This is a genomic window from Dietzia sp. SYD-A1, assembly GCF_015356725.1.
GTDB lineage: Bacteria > Actinomycetota > Actinomycetes > Mycobacteriales > Mycobacteriaceae > Dietzia.
On sequence record NZ_JADDKI010000105.1, the window covers coordinates 1 to 18,868 of the forward strand.

At 69.0% G+C, this 18,868-nt stretch carries 18 protein-coding genes; 6 read left to right on the forward strand and 12 right to left on the reverse strand.

Features of this window, described 5'->3' with window-relative positions; translation table 11 throughout:
• The 8 genes from IY392_RS05065 to fgd form a co-directional block, all read right to left on the reverse strand.
• Positions 1–1,066 (reverse strand): thrombospondin type 3 repeat-containing protein (locus IY392_RS05065; RefSeq protein WP_228549050.1); only part of this gene is annotated, 1,066 nt, incomplete at its 3' end.
• A gap of 166 nt (positions 1,067–1,232) precedes the next feature.
• On the reverse strand, positions 1,233–2,444 hold the full coding sequence (locus IY392_RS05070) for an acetate kinase (protein ID WP_194860685.1): 1,212 nt from the start codon (positions 2,442–2,444) through the stop codon (positions 1,233–1,235).
• The gene (gene pta, locus IY392_RS05075; protein ID WP_309234010.1) at positions 2,441–4,726 is read right to left on the reverse strand and encodes a phosphate acetyltransferase; all 2,286 of its coding nucleotides are present in this window, start codon (positions 4,724–4,726) and stop codon (positions 2,441–2,443) included. The genes IY392_RS05070 and pta overlap by 4 nt, the downstream gene beginning before the upstream one ends.
• A 250-nt stretch (positions 4,727–4,976) precedes the next feature.
• Positions 4,977–5,981, reverse strand: coding sequence for an L-histidine N(alpha)-methyltransferase (gene egtD, locus IY392_RS05080; RefSeq protein WP_194860686.1), 1,005 nt, complete (start codon positions 5,979–5,981; stop codon positions 4,977–4,979).
• Positions 5,978–7,330: an ergothioneine biosynthesis protein EgtB gene (gene egtB / locus IY392_RS05085; protein ID WP_194860687.1), complete on the reverse strand. Its 1,353-nt coding sequence runs from the start codon at positions 7,328–7,330 to the stop codon at positions 5,978–5,980. The genes egtD and egtB overlap by 4 nt, the downstream gene beginning before the upstream one ends.
• A gap of 127 nt (positions 7,331–7,457) precedes the next feature.
• Positions 7,458–8,066 (reverse strand): methylated-DNA--[protein]-cysteine S-methyltransferase, encoded by a 609-nt coding sequence (locus IY392_RS19565; RefSeq protein ID WP_309234011.1) that lies wholly within the window; start codon positions 8,064–8,066, stop codon positions 7,458–7,460.
• Positions 8,067–8,069: 3 nt separating this feature from the next.
• Positions 8,070–8,708, reverse strand: a complete 639-nt coding sequence (locus IY392_RS05095; protein WP_107757418.1) for a suppressor of fused domain protein — start codon at positions 8,706–8,708, stop codon at positions 8,070–8,072.
• A complete protein-coding gene (fgd, locus tag IY392_RS05100) occupies positions 8,705–9,724 on the reverse strand; it encodes a glucose-6-phosphate dehydrogenase (coenzyme-F420) (RefSeq protein ID WP_194860688.1) in 1,020 nt (339 codons plus the stop codon). Before fgd ends, IY392_RS05095 begins: the two co-directional genes overlap by 4 nt.
• Positions 9,725–10,113: 389 nt before the next feature.
• Here fgd and IY392_RS05105 point away from each other — a divergent pair, with 389 nt between their 5' ends.
• The 3 genes from IY392_RS05105 (at position 10,114) to IY392_RS05115 (ending at position 12,282) form a co-directional block, all read left to right on the forward strand.
• On the forward strand, positions 10,114–10,830 hold the full coding sequence (locus IY392_RS05105; RefSeq protein ID WP_194860689.1) for a SipW-dependent-type signal peptide-containing protein: 717 nt from the start codon (positions 10,114–10,116) through the stop codon (positions 10,828–10,830).
• Positions 10,831–10,945: 115 nt separating this feature from the next.
• On the forward strand, positions 10,946–11,611 hold the full coding sequence (locus IY392_RS05110; RefSeq protein ID WP_228549052.1) for a SipW-dependent-type signal peptide-containing protein: 666 nt from the start codon (positions 10,946–10,948) through the stop codon (positions 11,609–11,611).
• Between the two features lie 104 nt (positions 11,612–11,715).
• Positions 11,716–12,282 (forward strand): signal peptidase I, encoded by a 567-nt coding sequence (locus IY392_RS05115; RefSeq protein WP_194860691.1) that lies wholly within the window; start codon positions 11,716–11,718, stop codon positions 12,280–12,282.
• 900 nt (positions 12,283–13,182) lie between these two features.
• Here IY392_RS05115 and IY392_RS05120 read toward each other — a convergent pair.
• The gene (locus tag IY392_RS05120) at positions 13,183–13,512 is read right to left on the reverse strand and encodes a hypothetical protein (protein WP_194860692.1); all 330 of its coding nucleotides are present in this window, start codon (positions 13,510–13,512) and stop codon (positions 13,183–13,185) included.
• A gap of 40 nt (positions 13,513–13,552) precedes the next feature.
• On the opposite strand from IY392_RS05120, the gene IY392_RS05125 reads away from it, so the two are divergent.
• Positions 13,553–13,777: a hypothetical protein gene (locus IY392_RS05125; RefSeq protein WP_194860693.1), complete on the forward strand. Its 225-nt coding sequence runs from the start codon at positions 13,553–13,555 to the stop codon at positions 13,775–13,777.
• A gap of 169 nt (positions 13,778–13,946) precedes the next feature.
• Positions 13,947–14,576, forward strand: a complete 630-nt coding sequence (locus IY392_RS05130) for a hypothetical protein (protein ID WP_107757424.1) — start codon at positions 13,947–13,949, stop codon at positions 14,574–14,576.
• An 18-nt stretch (positions 14,577–14,594) separates the two neighbouring features.
• On the opposite strand, the gene IY392_RS05135 is transcribed toward IY392_RS05130, so the two are convergent.
• The 3 genes from IY392_RS05135 to IY392_RS05145 all read right to left on the reverse strand — a co-directional run bounded on the left by IY392_RS05135 (position 14,595) and on the right by IY392_RS05145 (position 17,432).
• Positions 14,595–15,734, reverse strand: coding sequence for a hypothetical protein (locus IY392_RS05135; protein WP_194305770.1), 1,140 nt, complete (start codon positions 15,732–15,734; stop codon positions 14,595–14,597).
• Between the two features lie 5 nt (positions 15,735–15,739).
• Positions 15,740–16,948, reverse strand: a complete 1,209-nt coding sequence (locus IY392_RS05140; protein ID WP_107757426.1) for an O-succinylhomoserine sulfhydrylase — start codon at positions 16,946–16,948, stop codon at positions 15,740–15,742.
• A 67-nt stretch (positions 16,949–17,015) separates the two neighbouring features.
• On the reverse strand, positions 17,016–17,432 hold the full coding sequence (locus tag IY392_RS05145) for a rhodanese-like domain-containing protein (RefSeq protein ID WP_107757427.1): 417 nt from the start codon (positions 17,430–17,432) through the stop codon (positions 17,016–17,018).
• 79 nt (positions 17,433–17,511) lie between these two features.
• Here IY392_RS05145 and IY392_RS05150 point away from each other — a divergent pair.
• The coding region (locus IY392_RS05150; RefSeq protein ID WP_194860694.1) for an FAD-dependent oxidoreductase at positions 17,512–18,868 on the forward strand (1,357 nt) is incomplete at its 3' end.

Sequence of the window (18,868 nt, forward strand, 5' to 3'; positions counted from 1 at the left end):
GGGACCCGCCCAGGGACCCGAGCAACGGCCCCAGGATGAGTCCGATGACCCCGACGATCACCACCGGCCAGATGAGGTCGGGCAGGTCCACGGAGCCGCCGCCGGCCCCGGGACGGATCACCACTCGTCGAATGGAGTGGTAGGTGGCCCCGTCGGGCAGTGTCACGGCGAACCCGATGTCGTAGGTCCCCGCCCTCGTGGGTGTGCCCTTCAGGACCCCGTCCTCGAGCCGCAGGCCCGGCGGCAGGGACGAGGTATCCACGTCGAGCACGATCCCCTCGGACGCCGACGGCAGGAACACCTCAGGCCCGAAGCTCCGGCCGGTCCTGCCGTCGGGCAGTCGGTTGACCGGGTCGGTGGGGTCGAGGCCGAGCTGGTCCTCGGCGAGATCCGGCAACCCGTCTCCGTCGGTGTCCACCACCCCGATGTCGGAGAAGGACACCCAGATCATCGGACTCACGCTCTGCCGCTGCGTGTGGTTCTCCACGTCGAGGGGCACGGACACCTCGTCGACCACCGTCGCCGTCTGCCCGGGAGCGAGGTCGAGAGCCGCCACCGTGGTCCCGCGGGCCGGGGAATCCCCGGCACGGGGGGTGTCGGGGCCGTAGAGGGTCACGGTTCGGGAGTCGACCTCAACGGCGCCCGTGAGGGTGCTGCTCACGTCGAACTCGGCCCCGCCGGAGACCAGGTAGTCGCCGATCCCCACCGCGTATCGCCCGGTCCGCCCCGTCGTGGTGGCGTTGCGCACGTGATAGGTCCTGTCGATCGACTGGCCCGGCGACATCGAACACGGGTCCACCTCGGGGGTGCCCCCGATCGCACCCCGGGGATCGGTGTGCGCGGGCCCGCCGGCGAGGTCGCACCCCCACGACCCCAGGACGAGGTCCGGCGCGTCCGACCACGTGACGCCGTCGAGTGAGAACTCGAGGTCGGTGTGGGCGTCCAGGGGCGAGGCGGAGACGGCCCGGGCGACGGAGGCCCCGCCGAGCACCAGGGTGACCGCGGCCGCGAGAGCGACAGGGATCAGCCCGTTCCTGCGACGACCTCGTGGCCGGCCGCGCCGCATCTCACGGGCAGGCTCAGCGGCACTCTCGGCAGCGCGTCCGGCAGGCTCGGATCCTGAGGGTTTCGTCATCGACCAGCTTCGTCAGGCCCGGTCTGACGCCCGGGAGGAGAGCCCTCACTGTAATACTAAAGTTGTTCTTATGTAAAGGGTGCTCCGCGCCGCCCGCCTACCTTCCCAACCCCAGGACCGTGTCGCACGCCCGGGCGATCGCCAACTCCTCATCGGTCGGGATCACCAGGACCGCGACCCGGCCACCGGCGCGCGAGATGATCCGCTCGCCCGCCCCGTCCTCGTTGGCCTGCGGGTCGAGTTCCACTCCCCACCCGACGAGCGTGGACAACACGTCCGCACGCAGGCGGGCGACGTTCTCACCCACGCCGGCGGTGAAGGTGATGGCGTCGACGTCGCCGAGAACCGCCCAGTATCCGCCGATGTAGCGGCGGAGGCGATGGACGACCACCTCGTAGGCCAGAACGGCGTCGCGGTCACCATCGTCGACCCGCGCGACCAGCTCGCGGAAGTCGCTCACCCGCGCCAACCCCTCCAGACCCGACTTACGGTTGAGAAGGGTGGAGACGTCCTCCGGCGACATACCGCGGTCACGGATGAGGTGGATGATCAGTCCGGGGTCGAGGTCACCGGGACGCGTGCCCATGACCAGACCCTCGAGCGGTGTGAGCCCCATGGAGGTGTCGACCGCCCGGCCGCCGGCGATCGCCGAGGCCGAGGCCCCGTTGCCGAGATGCAGCACGATCTGGTTCACCTCGTCATACGGGCGCCCCAGTACCTCTGCCGCGCGGCGCGAGACGAATTCGTGGCTGGTGCCGTGGAAACCGTAGCGGCGCAGGTCCCAGTCCTTCGCCAGCGCGTGATCGATCGCATAGGTGTGCGCGGCGGCGGGCAGCGTATGGAAGAACCCCGTGTCGAACACCGCCACGTGCGGCAGGCCCGGCAGTAGTTCCCGGGCCACGCGGATCCCTCGCAGGTTAGCGGGGTTGTGGAGGGGCGCCAGCAGCGCGAGCCTCTCGATGCCCGCCTCCACCTCGGGGGTGACCTCGACCGGGTCGTGGAAATCCGGCCCCCCGTGGACCACCCGGTGGCCGATCGCCTCGACCCCCAGGTCGGCGGGGTGAGCGCCGAGCCGCCCCGCCTCCTCAAGGACCCGACCCAGCGCTGCGGTGTGGTCGGGGAACGCGGCCTCGACGGTGCGCTCCCCGCCCGGCGAGCCGGACAGGTCACCGCGGCGCACGGCCAGGGTGCCGACGGGCTCCCCGATTCGTTCGACCAGCGCCCACGCCAACTCCACCTCGACGGCGGTGTCGATGATCTGGAGCTTGAGGGAGGACGACCCCGAGTTGATGACGAGGACGCGGGTCACGACTCCTCTCCCGGGTCTGCGGCCGCGACCTGCGCCTGGTCGGCCGTGCCCTGCGCCTGGACGGCGGTGATGGCGACGGTGTTGACGATGTCCTCGACCAGCGCGCCACGCGAGAGGTCGTTGATGGGCTTGCGGAGCCCCTGCAGGACCGGGCCGATCGCCACGGCGCCGGCGGTACGCTGCACCGCCTTGTAGGTGTTGTTGCCCGTGTTCAGGTCGGGGAAGATCAGCACGGTGGCGCGGCCGGCGATCGGCGAGTCCGGCATCTTCTTGCGGGCCACGGTGGGGTCGACGGCGGCGTCGAACTGCAGCGGCCCGTCCACCATGAGGTCCGCCAGCGGGTCCCCCTCGCCCGCGGCGGCGATGCGCGCGCAGACGATCTCGGTGGCCTCGCGCACCTTGTCCACGTCTGCTCCGCTGCCTGAGTCACCGGTGGAGTACGAGAGCAGCGCGACCCGTGGTTCCACTCCGAACCGGGAGGCCGTCTCGGCGGAGGACAGCGCGATGTCGGCGAGCTGTTCGGCGGTCGGGGCGGGGACCACAGCGCAGTCGCCGAAGGCCAGCACGTGGTCGGACAGGCACATGAGGAACACGCTGGACACCGTCTTCACTCCCGGCTTCGTCCGGATGATCTCCAGGGCGGGCCGAATGGTGTGCGCGGTCGTGTGCGCGGCGCCGGAGACCATTCCGTCGGCGAGGCCGGTGTACACCATCATCGTGGCGAAGTAGGAGATGTCGAGCATCCTGTCCCGCGCGACGTCCAGGGTCATGCCCTTGTGCTCGCGCAGCGTCGCGTACATCCGGGCGAACGGCTCGGCGTGCTCACTCGTGCGCGGGTCGAGGATCTGTGCCCCGGCCAGGTCGATGCCCAGTTCGTCCGCGCGTCGGCGCACGGTCTCGGGATCGCCCAGGATGGTCAGGTCGGCGACATCTCGACGCAGCAGCCGGCCAGCGGCGTGGAGGATGCGGTCGTCGTCGCCTTCGGGGAGCACGATGTGACGCTTGTCCGCGCGGGCACGCTCGAGGAGCTGGTGCTCGAACATCTGCGGCGTCATCACACTGGGGGTGTCCACGCGTAGACGGGCCAGCAGCTCCTCGGTGTCGATGTGGGTCTCCATCAGGCTCAGCGCCGTCTCGACCTTCCGCCCAGACCCGGAGTAGACGCGCCCCCGGGTGTCCGCCGCCAGGCGAGCGGTGTCGTAGGTGCCGTGGGAGGTACAGACGATCGGCAACGTCGAGCGCATTCCCCTGACCAGTCGGTCCATCGCCGCGTTCGGCATGAGACCGCCGTTCCAGATCATCCCGGCCAACGACGGGAACCCCTCCGCTGCGTGCGCGGTGAGGACCGCGAGCACGGCGTCGGTCCGGTCGGCGGGCACGATCACGACCATGCCGTCCACCAGCCGCTCCAGGATGCGCTCGCCGGTCATCCCGCCCACCATGAGGTTCATGACCTCCCGGTCCAGCAGCGCCGGGTCACCGGAGTAGAGCGTGCCGTCAACGGCCTCGACCAGTTCACCCATCGTGGGCGCGGTGAGGAGGGCCTGGCTGGGCAACGTCCAGGCGGGCAGGTCCAGGGGAGCGAGCTCGGCTTGAATGTCCTCCAGGTCCTCGGGGTCGCACCGGTTGACGACGACGCCCACCGGGTGGGCGTGCTCCTGTCGGAGTTCCTCCAGGGTCAGTCGGGCGTTGGTACCGATCTCCCCCGGAGTCCGATCGGCACCGCGGAGCACCAGCAGAACGGGCGCGCCGAGGTTCACCGCGAGGGTGGCGTTGAAGTCGAACTCGGTGGGGCTGGGCACGCCCGTGTAATCGGTCCCGAGGATCACCACCACATCGCACTGCGCGGCCACCACGTGGTATCTGTCCACGATCTCGGCGAGCGCCGATTCGCGGTCCTCGTGGACCCGGGCATTGGTCACCCCGATGCAGTCCTCGTAGTCGAGATCGACGGTGGTGTGCTGGAGCAGCATCTCCACGATGCGGTCGCGCGTGGGGTCTGTTCCCGTCACGGACTCCGCGCCTGGTCCGGTCCCGGCGCCGGCGACACGTGGCGCGACGGTGACCGGACGGAAAACCCCCACCCTCTGGACGGTCCCGGCGAGGATCCGCAGCAGCCCGAGAGCCACGGTCGACTTCCCGGTGTCGCCCTCGGGCGCCGCGACGTAGACCGCGGAGGAGGAGAGGGGGACCTGGGCCACCGGGGACGGGATCGTGGGAGCGGCGGGCTCGGGCGGGAGCGTCTCGGCTACGGGGGAATCGGGCGCGGCGGAATCGGGCACGAGGGCATTGTGACAGCGCGAGCGGCCCGGCACACGTCGTACACCCCGTGCGGCCCCAGACATCAGTGAGCCTGTCGACCCCGGGCGGCACCCGGGTACGGCGACCAGGAGCGGCGGGGTCGGCCCGGGTGGTCCATGCCGACGGACCGTCACCGACGAAGGCGTGGTGCACGGGACAGTCCAACGGACCGTTTCCGACCGTCGTCGGCCCGCCTCGCGACCGCTCCCGGGGACGACGGACGACCGCCCGCTACCCGACGACGACGACGGCCAACCCGAAGTCCCCGGCCGTATCGGTCCAGACCGCGTCATCGCCGAAACCGTGTCCCGCGAGTTCGTCCACGAGTGCTCGGGGCTCGAACTTCCGGGCGATCTCGGTGCGGATCCCGTCACCCGCGGCCAGGGTCCGGCCGCGTTCGAGCGTCGGAAAATCGATCCGCACCTCACGCACGGCGCGCAACCACATCTCGATACGGCTCTCGGTCTCGTTCCACACGGCCTCGTGCCGGAAGTCCCTGCGGTCGAGACCGGTGCAGTCGACGGTCCGGGCGATCACGTCGAGCATGTTGAGGTTGAACTCGGCGGTGACGCCGGCGGCGTCGTCATAGGCCGCCACCAGCCGGTCCGGGTTCTTGACCAGGTCGAATCCCAGCGCCAGCCGGTCCCCCGGCGCCATGAGCGCACGAAGCATCCGGAAGAACCCGGCCCGCTGCTTCTCGCTGAAGTTGCCGACGGTACCGCCGAGGAACAGCACCAACCGTCCTCCCGGCTCACCCGGCAGAGGCCCCTCGAGGGCGGTGATGTCACCGATGACCGGGTCGATCCGCAGGCCCGGATACTCCTGCCCCAGCGCGCGCGAGCTCTCGACGAGCATCTCGGAACTGATGTCCACGGGCACGAACCGCGCATCCGCGCGGGCCTGTGTCAGCACGTCGAGGAGTACCCGGGTCTTCTCGCAGGTCCCGGCCCCCAGCTCGACCACCGTCGAGGCCGCGGCCACGATCTCGCGTGCCCGGGCCGTGAGGATCTCGGCCTCGGCCCGCGTGGGGTAGTACTCCACGACCCTGGTGATCTGATCGAAGATCACACTGCCCTTCTCGTCGTAGAACCAGCGTGGCGGAACGGTCGGCGGGTCGGCGAAGAACCCGTCGCGAAGGTCCGACTCGAGAGCGGCGGTGTCGGGGTCTGCAGGCGTCGTCCTCGTCGTCGTCGTGGTCGTGGTCGTGGTCCCACGCGGATTCTCGGTGCCGGTCATCGCGCGAGCCTCAGTCCGGTGGCCGCCCACCGCGACGAGGCGGGGAAGAAGTTGCGGTAGGTGGGCCGCGTGTGACCCGCCGGGGTCAGGGCACTGCCGCCGCGCAGTACATGCTGGTCGGACATGAACTTGCCGTTGTACTCGCCCGCCGCACCCTCCTCGGTGACGAACCCGGGGTAGGGCAGGTAGGCACTGGAGGTCCACTCCCACACCCCGCCGATCGACCGGTCCGTGGCGGGCCGCGGGTGGCACCGGTCGGGATCGAGCTCGTCCCCGATCCGCCAGCCGGCGGACGCGACCTCCCACTCGAACTCGGTGGGCAGCCGGGCACCGGCCCACCGGGCGAACGCGTCGGCCTCATAGAAGGACACGTGGCAGACGGGCTCGGCGTCGACCACCGGCCGGCGGCCCGAGAGGGTGAAGGTCGTCCAGTCACCGTCGGCGGAGGCGTTCCCGTCCGTGGCGGCGGGGGCCCCGATGCCGTCCTCGCGACGCCAGTACCCGGGCGCGTCCCAGCCCTCGGTCTGCACGGCGGCCCACCCGTCGGAGAGCCACAACTCGGGGCGGGAGTACCCGCCATCGGCCATGAACTGCTTCCAGTCCGCCACCGTGACCTGACGACCGGCCACCTGGCCGCCCGGTATCCACACCCGGTGACGTGGGCGTTCGTTGTCGTAGGAGAAGCCGCCGGAGGGCAGATCGTCGTGGGGGGACCCGGAGCGGTCGGCCGGGTCCGCGGCGCCGACCCTGGCGACCCCCTCGACGACGTCGAGCCAGTCCGTCTCCCCCGGCGCCGCTGCGACCGGGTCCGCGGACCTGTGCACGTAGACGGGGTCGGTCGGATTGTGGGAGAACAGGTGCTTGGCGTCCATGAGCATCAGCTCCTGGTGCTGCTGCTCGTGGTGGCAGCCCAGTTCGAGGAGCTCACGCCCGCGATCGTCTACCCGTCCCGCCTCGAGCGCGGCCACCACCGCCTCGTCGACGCGCGACCGGAAGTCGCCGATCTCCGCCACCGAGGGGCGGGTGATGAGACCCCGCTGGGGCCGGGGTTGCCGCGGTCCCACGGCCTCGTAATACGAGTTGAAGAGGAACCGGAAGACCGGCTCGGGCGAGGTGTACCCCGGCAGACGCCCCAGTACGAACTCCTCGAAGAACCACGTCGTGTGCGCTCGGTGCCACGCCGCGGGACTGGCCGCCGTCATCGATTGCGGAATCTGATCCTCGGCGCTCAGGCGGGAGGCCAAGAGGTCGGTGAGCTGGCGGACACGCAGGAACCTCTCGACCGTGCCCCCGGCGCTGAGCGTCGGAAACGACTGCGGCCCTTGGGTTGTGACATCTCCAACAGTCATGGGCTCTCCCCCGGTTCATGGTCGGCGGTCAGACTGCCGCCAGACTATCCACGTGGTGGTTCGGTGCCCACCGTTCTCCGGATGACCCGCTCGCCGGGTGTCCACCGTTCTCCGGATGACCCGCCGCTCAGAAGCCACCGTTCCGCACGCCGCTGCCGGGAAAAGGAACCGGGACCTCCGCGGTGAGGTTGCGCCGCTCGTGCTCGAGGAGCCGCAGGCGGTACTCGGGACAGCTCCCCATTCCACCGTCGGCGCGGAGGACCCGGTGCACGGGAATGACGAACGGCACGGGCACGAGGGTGCACAACCGCCCCACCCGGCGGGCGTTGCGCGGTCGGCCCGCATCCACGCTGACCTGCCCATAGGTCGAGGTCTCGCCGTACGGGATGTGCTGGATCTCGCGGTAGGCCTCTCGGGAGAACTCATCGTGCACGCCCGCGGCCGCCCAGTCCACGGGGGCGTCGAACTCACGCAGGCGACCGGCGAAGTAGGCCTCGAGTTGGCTCGCCAGCCGATCGAGGTGGTCGGCCGCCGCGCCGGGGTCGGCGCCGCTCACCTCGTCACCGGATGGTTCCACGGGGAACCGTGGGGCGAGGTCCCGGTCCGCACCGGCCGGGTCCGTCCCCACCTGGTCCAGGCGCGACACGCCGGTCGCGGTGGCCTCGATCACCACCCATCCGGCGGGCGTGTCGAGCACCCGCACGGCCCTCCCTGTGGTCCCGCGCGTGGTGGTCACGCCTCAGACCACGCTCGGCCGGTCCGGGTCGGTGACGTCGGCACCGGCCGTGTCGAGGCGCTCGAACAAGGAGTCGGCGCCGTCGCGGGCGACCGCCGACATCTCGGCGGTGGTAATGGGCACCGCCTGTAGTCGCGTGAGCAGCGGCCCGGTTCCGTCCGGCCCGCCGGTCTCGTCGACCACCTGCAGTCGGGGCCACAGGAACGGCGGCGCCAGGACCAGGTGCTCGCAGCGCCGACCGGAATCGACGATCCCCACCGCGTTCGGGATCACCGCACCCGGTGCCACGTGGATGGATCCTGAGGCCACGGCCAGCGCGCACGCGTCCAGGACGTCGGCCATGGCCCGGTGGCCGGTGCGACCCACGGTGACGAACTCACTGCGGATCTGTCGCCCCTCGGGCGTGGTGACGTTGGTGGGCAACTCGCGGGCACCGACGGTGGCGTAGGTGGTGAACCCGGGGGCGGGGACGTTGTCGACGACGACGACGTCGCAGTGCCACTGAGTGGTCTGGCCCTCCTCGTCGGCCTCCGTCTCGTGCGGGTAGTGCAGGACGCGAACCGACTCTGCCTCGCCGAAGAGGCCCTCAAGCCCGGAGAGATTCGCCTTGTCAGGGACCGGCGCTGTGCTTTCGCCGATCACGTCAGCTCACGCAACCGCGGCTCGAGATCGGTCTTGAACAGGTCGAGGAAGCGCTTCTGATCATGGCCGGGCGCGTGGAACACCAGGTGGTTCAGGCCCGCGTCGACGTACTTCTCGACCTGCGCCACGGCGTCGTCTGGGTCCGAGGCCACGATCCACCGCTTGGCCACCTGCTCGATCGGCAGCTCGTCGGCCAGGCGTTCCATCTCCCGCGGTGAGTCCACCGAGTGCTTCTGCTCGGGGGTCAACGACAGCGGCGCCCAGAAACGGCAGTTCTCCAGCGCCGCGGCCGGGTCGGGGTCGTAGCTGATCTTGATCTCGATCATCCTGTCGATCCGGGAGGAGTCGCGATCATTGATCCCCGCGCCCTCCTCCACGGCCGGCAGCAGCTTGTCGGTATACAGCTCCATGCCCTTGCCGGAAGTGCAGATGAAGCCGTCACCGACGCGTCCGGCGTACTTGGCCACCACCGGGCCGCCGGCGGCGATGTATACCGGGACGCCCTCGGCGGGAACGTCGTAGAGGAACGCGTCCTTGGTGGTGTAGTACTCACCCTCGAACGACGTGGTCTCGCCGGTCCACAGCTCGCGCATGAGGCGGACCGATTCGCGCAGGCGGGCGAACCGCTCCTTGAACTCGGGCCACTCGCCCTGATGGCCCGTGGCGATCTCGTTGAGCGCCTCACCGGTGCCCACGCCCAGGAACACGCGGCCCGGGTAGAGGCACGCCATGGTGGCGAAGGCCTGCGCGAGCACCGCCGGGTTGTAGCGGAATGTGGGCGTGAGCACGGAGGTGCCCAGTTGCAGGCGTTCGGTGCGCTCCCCCACGGCCGTCATCCACGCGAGCGAGAACGGGGCGTGCCCGCCGTCGTGACGCCACGGCTGGAAATGGTCCGAGACCGTCGCCGAGTCCATCCCTGACTGCTCCGCCAGGACCGCGTACTCGACCAGGTCGCGCGGGCCGAACTGCTCGGCCGAGGCCTTGTACCCGAGCTTCAGGGCGGAGGTGGGGGGCATCGACGACTCCTCAGAGGTTGTGTGAGCGTGAGGTCACCGACGCTGTGGTCGGGGCACTACAGCCGAGTATGCCAGCGGTAGCGCCCGGGAGTTCCGGGCGTGACGCCGAGAGGGCCTCGCCGCCCGCACGCCACTCCAGTCTGATAATTAGCTTAGCGACGGGGGGTCCCGCTGGCCGCCCGTCCCGCAACCGCGAAACGATCTGCGCCACTACGCCTCCCATACTGGCTTGATAATAAAATCTCAATCTCTCTTGATTGTGAAGAAATATGTGCAATCCTTATCGGCGTCCGCCGGGCCCGGCGCCGATCAGCGACCGGGATCGGGCGAGCCGACACCCCACATCACTTCCGGGCCTGTCTCCTGGCCCCCACGGAAAGGCGCGTCCCTTGAACGCCAACCAACCGCCCACGCCCGACGATCACTTGAAGCAGCAGGAGCGCAGCCGCAAGCGCAAGGCTCTCCTCGCCGGCGGCGTGGTCCTCGGACTCGGTGCCGCGATCACCCTGGCCGCCTGGTCGGACGATGTCTTTGCCGACGGCGTCTTCAACACGGGCACCATCGAACTCCAGGGCAATGTCACCGGCGCCGGGACGGTCGGCAACACGACCCCCGGATGGGCGAACTACGACGGCCCCGACTCGAATCCCGCCAATGGCACCGGAGCACTGGCATTCCCCTTCCGCCCCCAGACCCTTGTACCGTTCGAGCCGGTCTACGCACCCATCGCCCTGCGACTGTCCAACGACACCACGATCGACGCCTCCGACATCGTCTTGAACACGGTGCAGATCACCGCCGGGCCGGCGGGAGATCCGTTGGACACCAACCTCGACTACACGGTGCACACCGGCGTTTCTGCGGCGAGCTGCAATACGGCGGGGATCGGAGCCTCGCCCGCGGCCCTCTCCGGTGTGATCAACGCCAGCCCCGATACGTCAGTGAACTACTCGATGATGCCGAGCGCCCTTCTCGCGCCGACTGCACCCAACACTCAGGGTGTACTGCAACTGTGCCTGGGCGTCGAACTCAACTCGAACGAGGACGACGTCAAGGGCGTCAGCAATACCACCGTCACGTGGCGATTCACCGCCGAGACCGACTGACCCACTGGCCGCGTAGCGCACGTTGCACCTGGTAGATCGACCCCTGTAGGCGAAACGCGAGGTCGAACATCCCGGCCTCGCGCTTCGCCGACGTCCCACCCTCGGAGTCCACTTCATGTCACATCATGTCCTTATCGACCAACAATCACGCGGTCGCAAGCGAAAAGCGCTCCTAGCCGGGGGAGCCGTCTTAGGCCTCGGTGCGACGATGACTCTTGCTGCGTGGACAGACGATGTGTGGGTGAGCGGCAGCTTCAACGCAGGCACCTTCAACGTCCAGGGCGCCGTCGACAGCGCCGGTACCAGTTGGGAGGATTATGGTTCTTCCTCGGGCGGCCAGTTGAACTTCACAGTCGCCCCCACCGCGATGTCTCCAGGACAGTCGGTGTACGCGCCCCTCAACCTTCGCGTTGGTCCCGGTACCAGTCCTTACAACGCGACGATCACGGTGGCGACCGCCCCAACTGCGCCCGCGGGCGGAGCAAATCTTGCATTCTTCGATAAACTGCGGATCAGCCTGTACAACGTTCCCCCGACAAACTGCAACTTCGCAGGGACCAACGGGAAGGCTCCTACTCCGGCCCCAACCCTCCCTGATTTCAACTATGAAACGCTGACTAAGACATCCGCCAGCCCTCTTCTCACGCTTTTCGGAAGTACGTCGGCACCTCAGGGAGTGTGCTTCAGGATAACCCTTGACCCCTCGGCGACCACCGCGGTCCAGGGCGGCCAAGCCAACCAGCTGACGTGGCGATTCAATGCGATATCCGTCCCCGCCTGACAGTGGCCTGGCTCGACGATGCAAGGATCTGCTCCAGTGAGCAAGACCGCGTTCTCGCCTCCCGTTCCGTTGTCGAGAACAGCTCGGTAGCAATGAGCCATCGCATGTCGGACATCGCAGCCCCAGGAACTTCAGGTACGCCATTGCGACGCTCCAGGACAACGTGGTCCTCTGTTGAGAACGGGCTGCTCAGCGTGTTTGCAGCGATCGGGGTCGTCTGCATTGTCGCGACGATCGCAGCGTTCGCCCTCAACATTAGTTTGATCATGTTCAAGACTGGGTCGATGTCGCCGACAATTCCGACAGGCTCGCTCGCGATTGTCAGACTGATTCCCGCATCCGAGGCACGAATAGGCGACGTGACAACCGTGAATCGAGGCCAAGGCCAGCTCCCTGTGACACACCGGGTCGTTTCCACCGCTCCGATCGGTGGAGGTGCGTACTCGATCGTGATGAAGGGTGACGCCAACGACTCCCCCGATGCGGAGCCATACGAGGTGACCGAGGTCAGGAAGGTTCTGTGGCATGCCCCCGGTCTCGCCTACGCAGTGTCAGCAGTAGGCCAGCCCAAGTACATGGCCGGGATCACTATCGCGACGGCAATGTTGGTGGTATGGGCATTTTGGCCCCGCAAGCAGGTCGTCAGCACCAGGGAGCGGCACCATGACTAGATGCAAAGTGAGATGGCGGTCCGTGTCCGTGGCCATCTCTGCTCTCGCGATGATGGCGGCCACCTTGGCTCACACGAGTCCAATCGACCCGACCGAAGCCACGTGGACCGACGACGTCTACGCCAACGCCTCACTCTCTGCCGGTCCAAACACAGGCGTCAACTTCGCTCGGAGCCTCGGGGCCTATGGTGAATTCGTTCGAGACTTCTCGGTGCTGGGCAACACCGTCACCATGCCGGGTTATCAGGCATACAGGACTACGGGCGACAGCCCCATCACATTGGATAGCCCCCAGGGGTTTAGCAGCGAATCAGCTCTCTTGGCCCTGCCGTTTCGAATGACGGGCCGAAGCTGTGCGCGCGCAGAGCGACCAACTGGGACCGAATGCGCATTTTCGAATTCCGCAATTAGCTCTGCATTGACTGATGTCGACAGTTTTCGAGTGCATGCGACGAACCCCTTCAGTATCCCGACTACACCTCTTGTCGTCTACTCACCGGCACTCTCCACTAACCCACTTCGCGTGACGGCGAGTTGCGACCCGGGCACAGTCGGCAACACCGGTCTGACAGGGAGCGGAGACTTCACTCTCGGCAGCGGAAGCAACACTCGATATCTCAGTCTCCCAACCAAAGAAGCGCCACGACGACAACAGATTCGAACTGCTTCTGGCTACACCTACCGAGTCGCGCTCCTCTACACCGAAGCCAGGGCCCTCAACTTCGCACGGGCGCAAGTCGCCATCAATATCCAGACCACCGATTTGATTGGGAACGACAGTTGGTCCATTAACGCTATCCTCGCGATGGCCGAATGCGGTAACTCGATGAGCGCACCCGCGCTTCCGCCACGACCTACACACGCCAATCCGGCTGTCGTATGGGATCCGGACTTCGTCATTCAGAATTCTGACGCCACGGCGCCGCTAATGGCTTCTTTGCCCGAATTAGACGCGACGGCTGTGGCTGCAGATCCGCCTGAATCCAACGTGGGGGCAGACGGTGAGGCTGGGCCCACGGCGGCGACTACGCCGACGGACCCCAGCAGCGCCACGACGGGCCAGTCGAGCATCACGTCGCGGTCCCGTACTTCCACTGTCCCGAGAGATCCAGCTGCCTCACCGCGCTCGTCTACCTCCGCACCAACCACCACCGCCACCTCGAAGCGGACGTTCACGGCGCCCAAGACAGCCACCACGACGAGCACCTCCCCCACGATCACCATCCCCACCCAGCCCGGAACCCTGTCCGCGACCGCCCAGACGCAGACCGTGGGAACAGTCGAGGCCGACGGAACGGAACTCGACGTCGTCGTCAAGGGCGCCACAGTCCCCTCCGACGCCCCCACCGCCCTCCCCGCGCTGGACACCTGGATCAACGAGGGCACCCGCCCGAGCGGCGTGTGGAGGACCCTCGCGTCGAGTGATCCGGACTCCGACGGGTGGCGATGGGCCGCCGTCAACCGGGAGACCGGCACGGTGGTGTACGTCCGTTGACGCGCCCCTCGACCGTGGCAGTCGGTGAGATTCGCCACGCACCGGACGTAGATGTAACGATTCGGCTACTGACGGCCATAACCTGGATGAATCGGCGGTCATCGCGGGTCGACCCGCACCGGAGCCCCTCTCCCGGTCCGACCGCCGGGTGATGGCTTTCGGAGGAGCTATGCGGATTCGACACGCGGCCACCGCGCTGGTCGCCCTCGGTTCCGCCTCCGCCTGTGCACTGGGCGCGACGCTCGTCCTCCAGGACCGCGGGGAGGACGCCCGCGAGCAGGCCCTGCGCAGTTCATCCTGGTCCGTGCAGGCCTCCACCGACTTCGGCACCACCTGGACCGCGCCCATCTCCAGCTACGGGGGGCACTTCCCCGTCCGAGTGGACACCGCGGCGCTGCGCACCCGGTCCGCGTACCAGCCCCTGACCCTCCGGACGAGCGTCGACTCCCGCGCGGATGCCCACGTGGTGATCGACAGGGGCGCGCTGGTGGAGGGAGACCCCACGACTGCCGCCGAGGTCAGGATCCGGGCCGTCACCACGAGTGGAGGCGCCTGCGCCGCGCCCACGTTCGCCAGTGGCGCCCCCAGCATCCTGGTCGGCGACGCGGGCCAGCCCAAACCCGTGGACGCCGCCACCGCCGGCCAACCGATCGTGCTTCCCGCCGCCACCCGCACCACCGCGGGACCGCCCGTCACCGTGTGCCTCGAGCTGAGCATGGACTCGGCGTCCCCGGCCCCCGACTCGGTACTCATGCTCGCCTGGCCCATCGAGATCACCCGCGCAGACGCCGGAACCTGACGCTCGCGACATCAGACCTCACGAGACGTCCCTGGCCGCCTCACGTCGACGGGCCGCGGCCCGGTACACCCGCTCATGCGTGGCCATCACCGTCCTGGGATCGGCGCCCACGACGCGCGGCGGCGCCGACCGGGGTTCGTCGATCGCGGTGTGCACCGCCCACGTCAGACTGCCGGGATCCCGGGGGTCGTACACCTCACCCGAGTGCTCGTCCGGATCGCAGCGGTCGAACCACTGCTCGCGCAGGAACCCCACGGCCGGGAGCACCGGCGCCACCCCCAGGTCCCGGCACATCTCCAACCAGGTGGAGTGGGTGGCGAAGCGGTACGGCAGCACGCACACGTCCAGGGCGGCGAACTCGGCGAGCAACGGCCCGAGGTCCCGGGCCTCGTACCGGGTCAGCCGCACCGACTCCCACCCGCCCTCCGCCGCGAGCTCGGCGACCAGGTGGTGCCCGCCGCTCTCGCGGTCCTCGCCGCACGCGTCGCGCCAGGCCTGGGACTCCACGACGATCCGCAGGTGCGCACCGCGTCGGCCGGCCGCCACCGGCGCCAGCAGGTCCAGGAGCTCCGGGCCCTCGATGTTCTCGCCCATCCGTTCCAACAACACCCCCACCACGATGTCCCCGGGAGCCCGGAGATGGCGGGACGCGCGGATGGCAGCGGAGATCTCCGCCTCGTCGAGCAGCCTGGGATGCGGCACCACCATGGCGTCCACGCCCCACCGCACCCACAGTTCCCGCGCCGCGACCTCGGTGAGCGTCAGCACCTGGGTCGCGGCCCCGACGAGCATGCCGGTGTGACTGCGGTGTGGCTGCGCGTCCTCGTGGGAGGGGTAGACGATGTCGTGCACGGTCAACACCATCGGCACACCGGCCCGTGACAGGCGTTCGATCACGTCCCGGGCGCTCTCCGGATTGAGGTAGTCGTAGCCGAAGTGGACGTGGGCCACGTCCACGTGGTCCAGGTCCTGATCGGGGGGTGGAGCGGGGTCCCTCGCGTACGTACCGGGGTGCGATTCACCGTTCACCACGCCCGGCCGCATCGGCACGATCTCGATCTGCTCCGAGCACCCCAGCCCGGTGATGCGCCGCACGGCGGGGTGCGCGGCGGGCAGCACCGCCACCCTCGTCCGGGACGCGCCGCCATGTGACCGCATGAAACTTAGTTTAGACCCCTACGCAAGTCGTCGATGAGGTCTCCGGCGAATTCCAGGCCCACCGAGAGGCGGACGACGTTGTCCGCGATGCCCACGGCGGCGCGCGCCTCGGGCTCCATCGACGCGTGGGTGGTGGTCGCGGGATGGGTGACCAGGGTCTTGGCGTCGCCCAGATTGTTGGAGATGTCGATGATCCTCAGCGCGTTGAGCAGCGAGAAGCACCGTCCCTTGCCCCGGTCCGCCTCGTCGTCGTCGAACTTCAGGCCGAACGTCACCACCGACCCCCCGCCCGACATCTGCTGCCTCGCCAGGTCGTACTGGGGGTGCGAGGGCAGCATCGAGTACCGGACCCAGTCCACCGCGTCGTGTGACTCGAGGAACCGCGCCACCTCGAGCGCGTTGGCGGACATGCGCTCGACCCGCAGGCCCATGGTCTCCAGGCCCTTGAGCAACACCCAGGCGTTGAAGGCGCTCATACCGAACCCTGCGTGACGCATCAGGTTCTGCACGGGTCCGGCGATGTACTCCTCCGGGCCCAACACGGCACCGCCCAGGACCCGGCCCTGACCGTCGATGTGCTTGGTGGCGGAGTAGACCACGATGTCCGCGCCCAGCTCGAGTGGCTTCTGGTGCAGGACGGTGGCGAAGACGTTGTCCACCACCACCTGCGCGCCGGCCTCGTGCGCCAGGTCGCACACCGCCCGCACGTCCACCAGTTCCTGCATGGGGTTGGAGGGGGTCTCGAAGAACACGGCGTCGGTCGGCTGGCTGAGTGCCTCACGCCACTGGTCCAGGTCGGCGCCGTCCACGAACACCGTCTCCACGCCCCACCGGGGCAGGATCTCCGCGCAGATGACGTAACAGGAGCCGAACAACGCTCGCGAGGCCACGAGCCGCGAACCGTTGCCGAGCAGCGCGGCCAGCGAGACGAACACCGCCGACATGCCGGAGCTGGTGGCGAAGCACGCCTCGGCGCCCTCGATCTGTCGTAGCCGCTCCTGGAACATCGCCACGGTGGGGTTGCCGTAGCGGGAGTAGACGAACCGCTGGATGTCGCCGTTGAACGACGCCTCGGCCGCCTCGGCGGACTCGTAGACGTAGCCGGAGTTGAGGAACATCGGCTCGGTGGTCTCCTCGAAACCGGTGCGCATCTGCCCGGCCCGCACGCCCAGCGTGTCGGGGTGGAGTCCGTCGGGGAGCTCGTTGTTTCTCATCCGCTGCTTTCCTGTGTGTTGTCGGTGTTGCGGGTGGCGGGTCGGTACTCGCGGCCGGTCAGGCGGATCAGGACTGTCGCCAGGGCAGGCCCGCGACCTTCCACCCGTTGACCGAACCGCGGTGGCCCTGCTCGTCCGGATCTCCCTCGAACCCCTCGGCGACGTTGTAGGCGGGACCCAGTCCGGCGGCGGTGGCGGCGCTCGCCGCGGCGGCCGACCGGTGCCCGCTGCGGCACAGGAACAACACCGGCGTGTCGGAGTCCACCCCCGCCTGCGCGAGCTGTTCCAGGAAGCGGTGATTGGGCTCCCCCGCCGAGGTCATCCACTCGATTCCCACCACGCGCCTCCCCAGCTCGGACAGGTCCGCGCCCCCGACCCACTGCCACTCGGCGCTCGTGCGCACGTCCACCAGGACGGCGGAAGGGTCGGTGGCGAGCAGATCCCACGCCTGGTGCGGCGCGAGGTCCCCGGCGTAATCGCTCATGGGCCCTGATTATGCTCCCCCCGCCACCAGTCCGCCCGGTCGAGGTCCGCCGGACGCGCCCCCGTGCCATGATCGGGCCATGGCACCGACCCCCTCCGCCGCCCCCATCAGAGTGGCCGTCGTCGGATCCGGACCGGCGGGCGTCTACTCCTGCGAGGCCCTGCTGGCGTGGGCCGACCAGCACGGCAGGGACATCGTCGTGGACTGCCTGGACAAACTGCCCGTACCGTACGGTCTGCTGCGCCACGGTGTCGCACCGGACCACCCCCGGATCAAGGGCATCGCCCGCACGCTGGAGGCGATCGTCACCGATCCGCGGATCCGATTCCTCGGCAACGTGGAGTTCGGCCGGGACCTGACGGTGGACGACGTGCCCCGGCTCTACCACGCGGTCATCCTGGCCACCGGCGCCCTGGCCGACCGCGAACTCGGCATCCCCGGGGAGCACCTCGAGGGCTCCTACGGCGCCGCGCAGTTCGTCACCTGGTACGACGGCCACCCCGACGCGGACCGCACGTGGGCCCTGACCGCCGAGCGCGCCGCGGTGGTGGGTGTGGGCAACGTCGCGCTCGACATCGCGCGGATGTTGGTGCGCACCCCCGAGCAGCTCGAGGCCACCGACATTCCCGCCCACGTCCGCGAGGGCTTCGGCACCAGCGCCACCCGGGTCGTCACCGTGACCGGTCGGCGCGGCCCGGCCTACGCCAAGTTCACCCCGTTGGAGCTGCGGGAGATGGACAAGGTGGAGGGTGTGACGATCGTCGTGGATCCGGCCGACCTGGAGTACGACGACGACGCCCGCGAGCACCTGGAACACGATCGCCGGGCCGGCCAGGTCTGCGATCAGCTGGCCAAGTGGGCGGCCGCGCAGGTGGAGGCGGGACACGAGTCCCCCGACGCGGCGGAGCAGGCCGCTCTCGCCGCCGGCGGGCGCGTGGTGCGGTTCCGCTTCCACCGCAGTCCCGTCGAGGTCCTCGGCCGCGACGGCCGCGTCACGGGCCTGCGACTGGAGCGCACCGAGCCGGACGGGATCCGGGTGCGCGGCACCGGCGACTACGAGGAACTCGAGGTCGATGCGGTGTACCGCGCGGTCGGCTATCGCTCCGACGCTCTGCGGGGTGTGCCCTTCGACGACGCGACCGCCACCATCCCCAACGACGGTGGCCGGGTTCTCACCGGCCCGGGCGGGGAGCCCGTGCCGGGCCTGTTCGTCGCCGGGTGGGTCAAGCGCGGGCCCACCGGAGTGATCGGCACCAACCGTCACTGCGCGGTGGACACGGTGCACACCCTCACCCACGACATCGAGGCCGGCGCCCTGGCCGAGCCCACCGAGACCGACCCGCAGGCCGTCCGCGACCTGCTCGCCGAGCGAGGTGTGTCGGTGATCGACGACGAGGGGTGGGCGGCGATCGACTCCCGCGAGCGCGCCCTCGGCC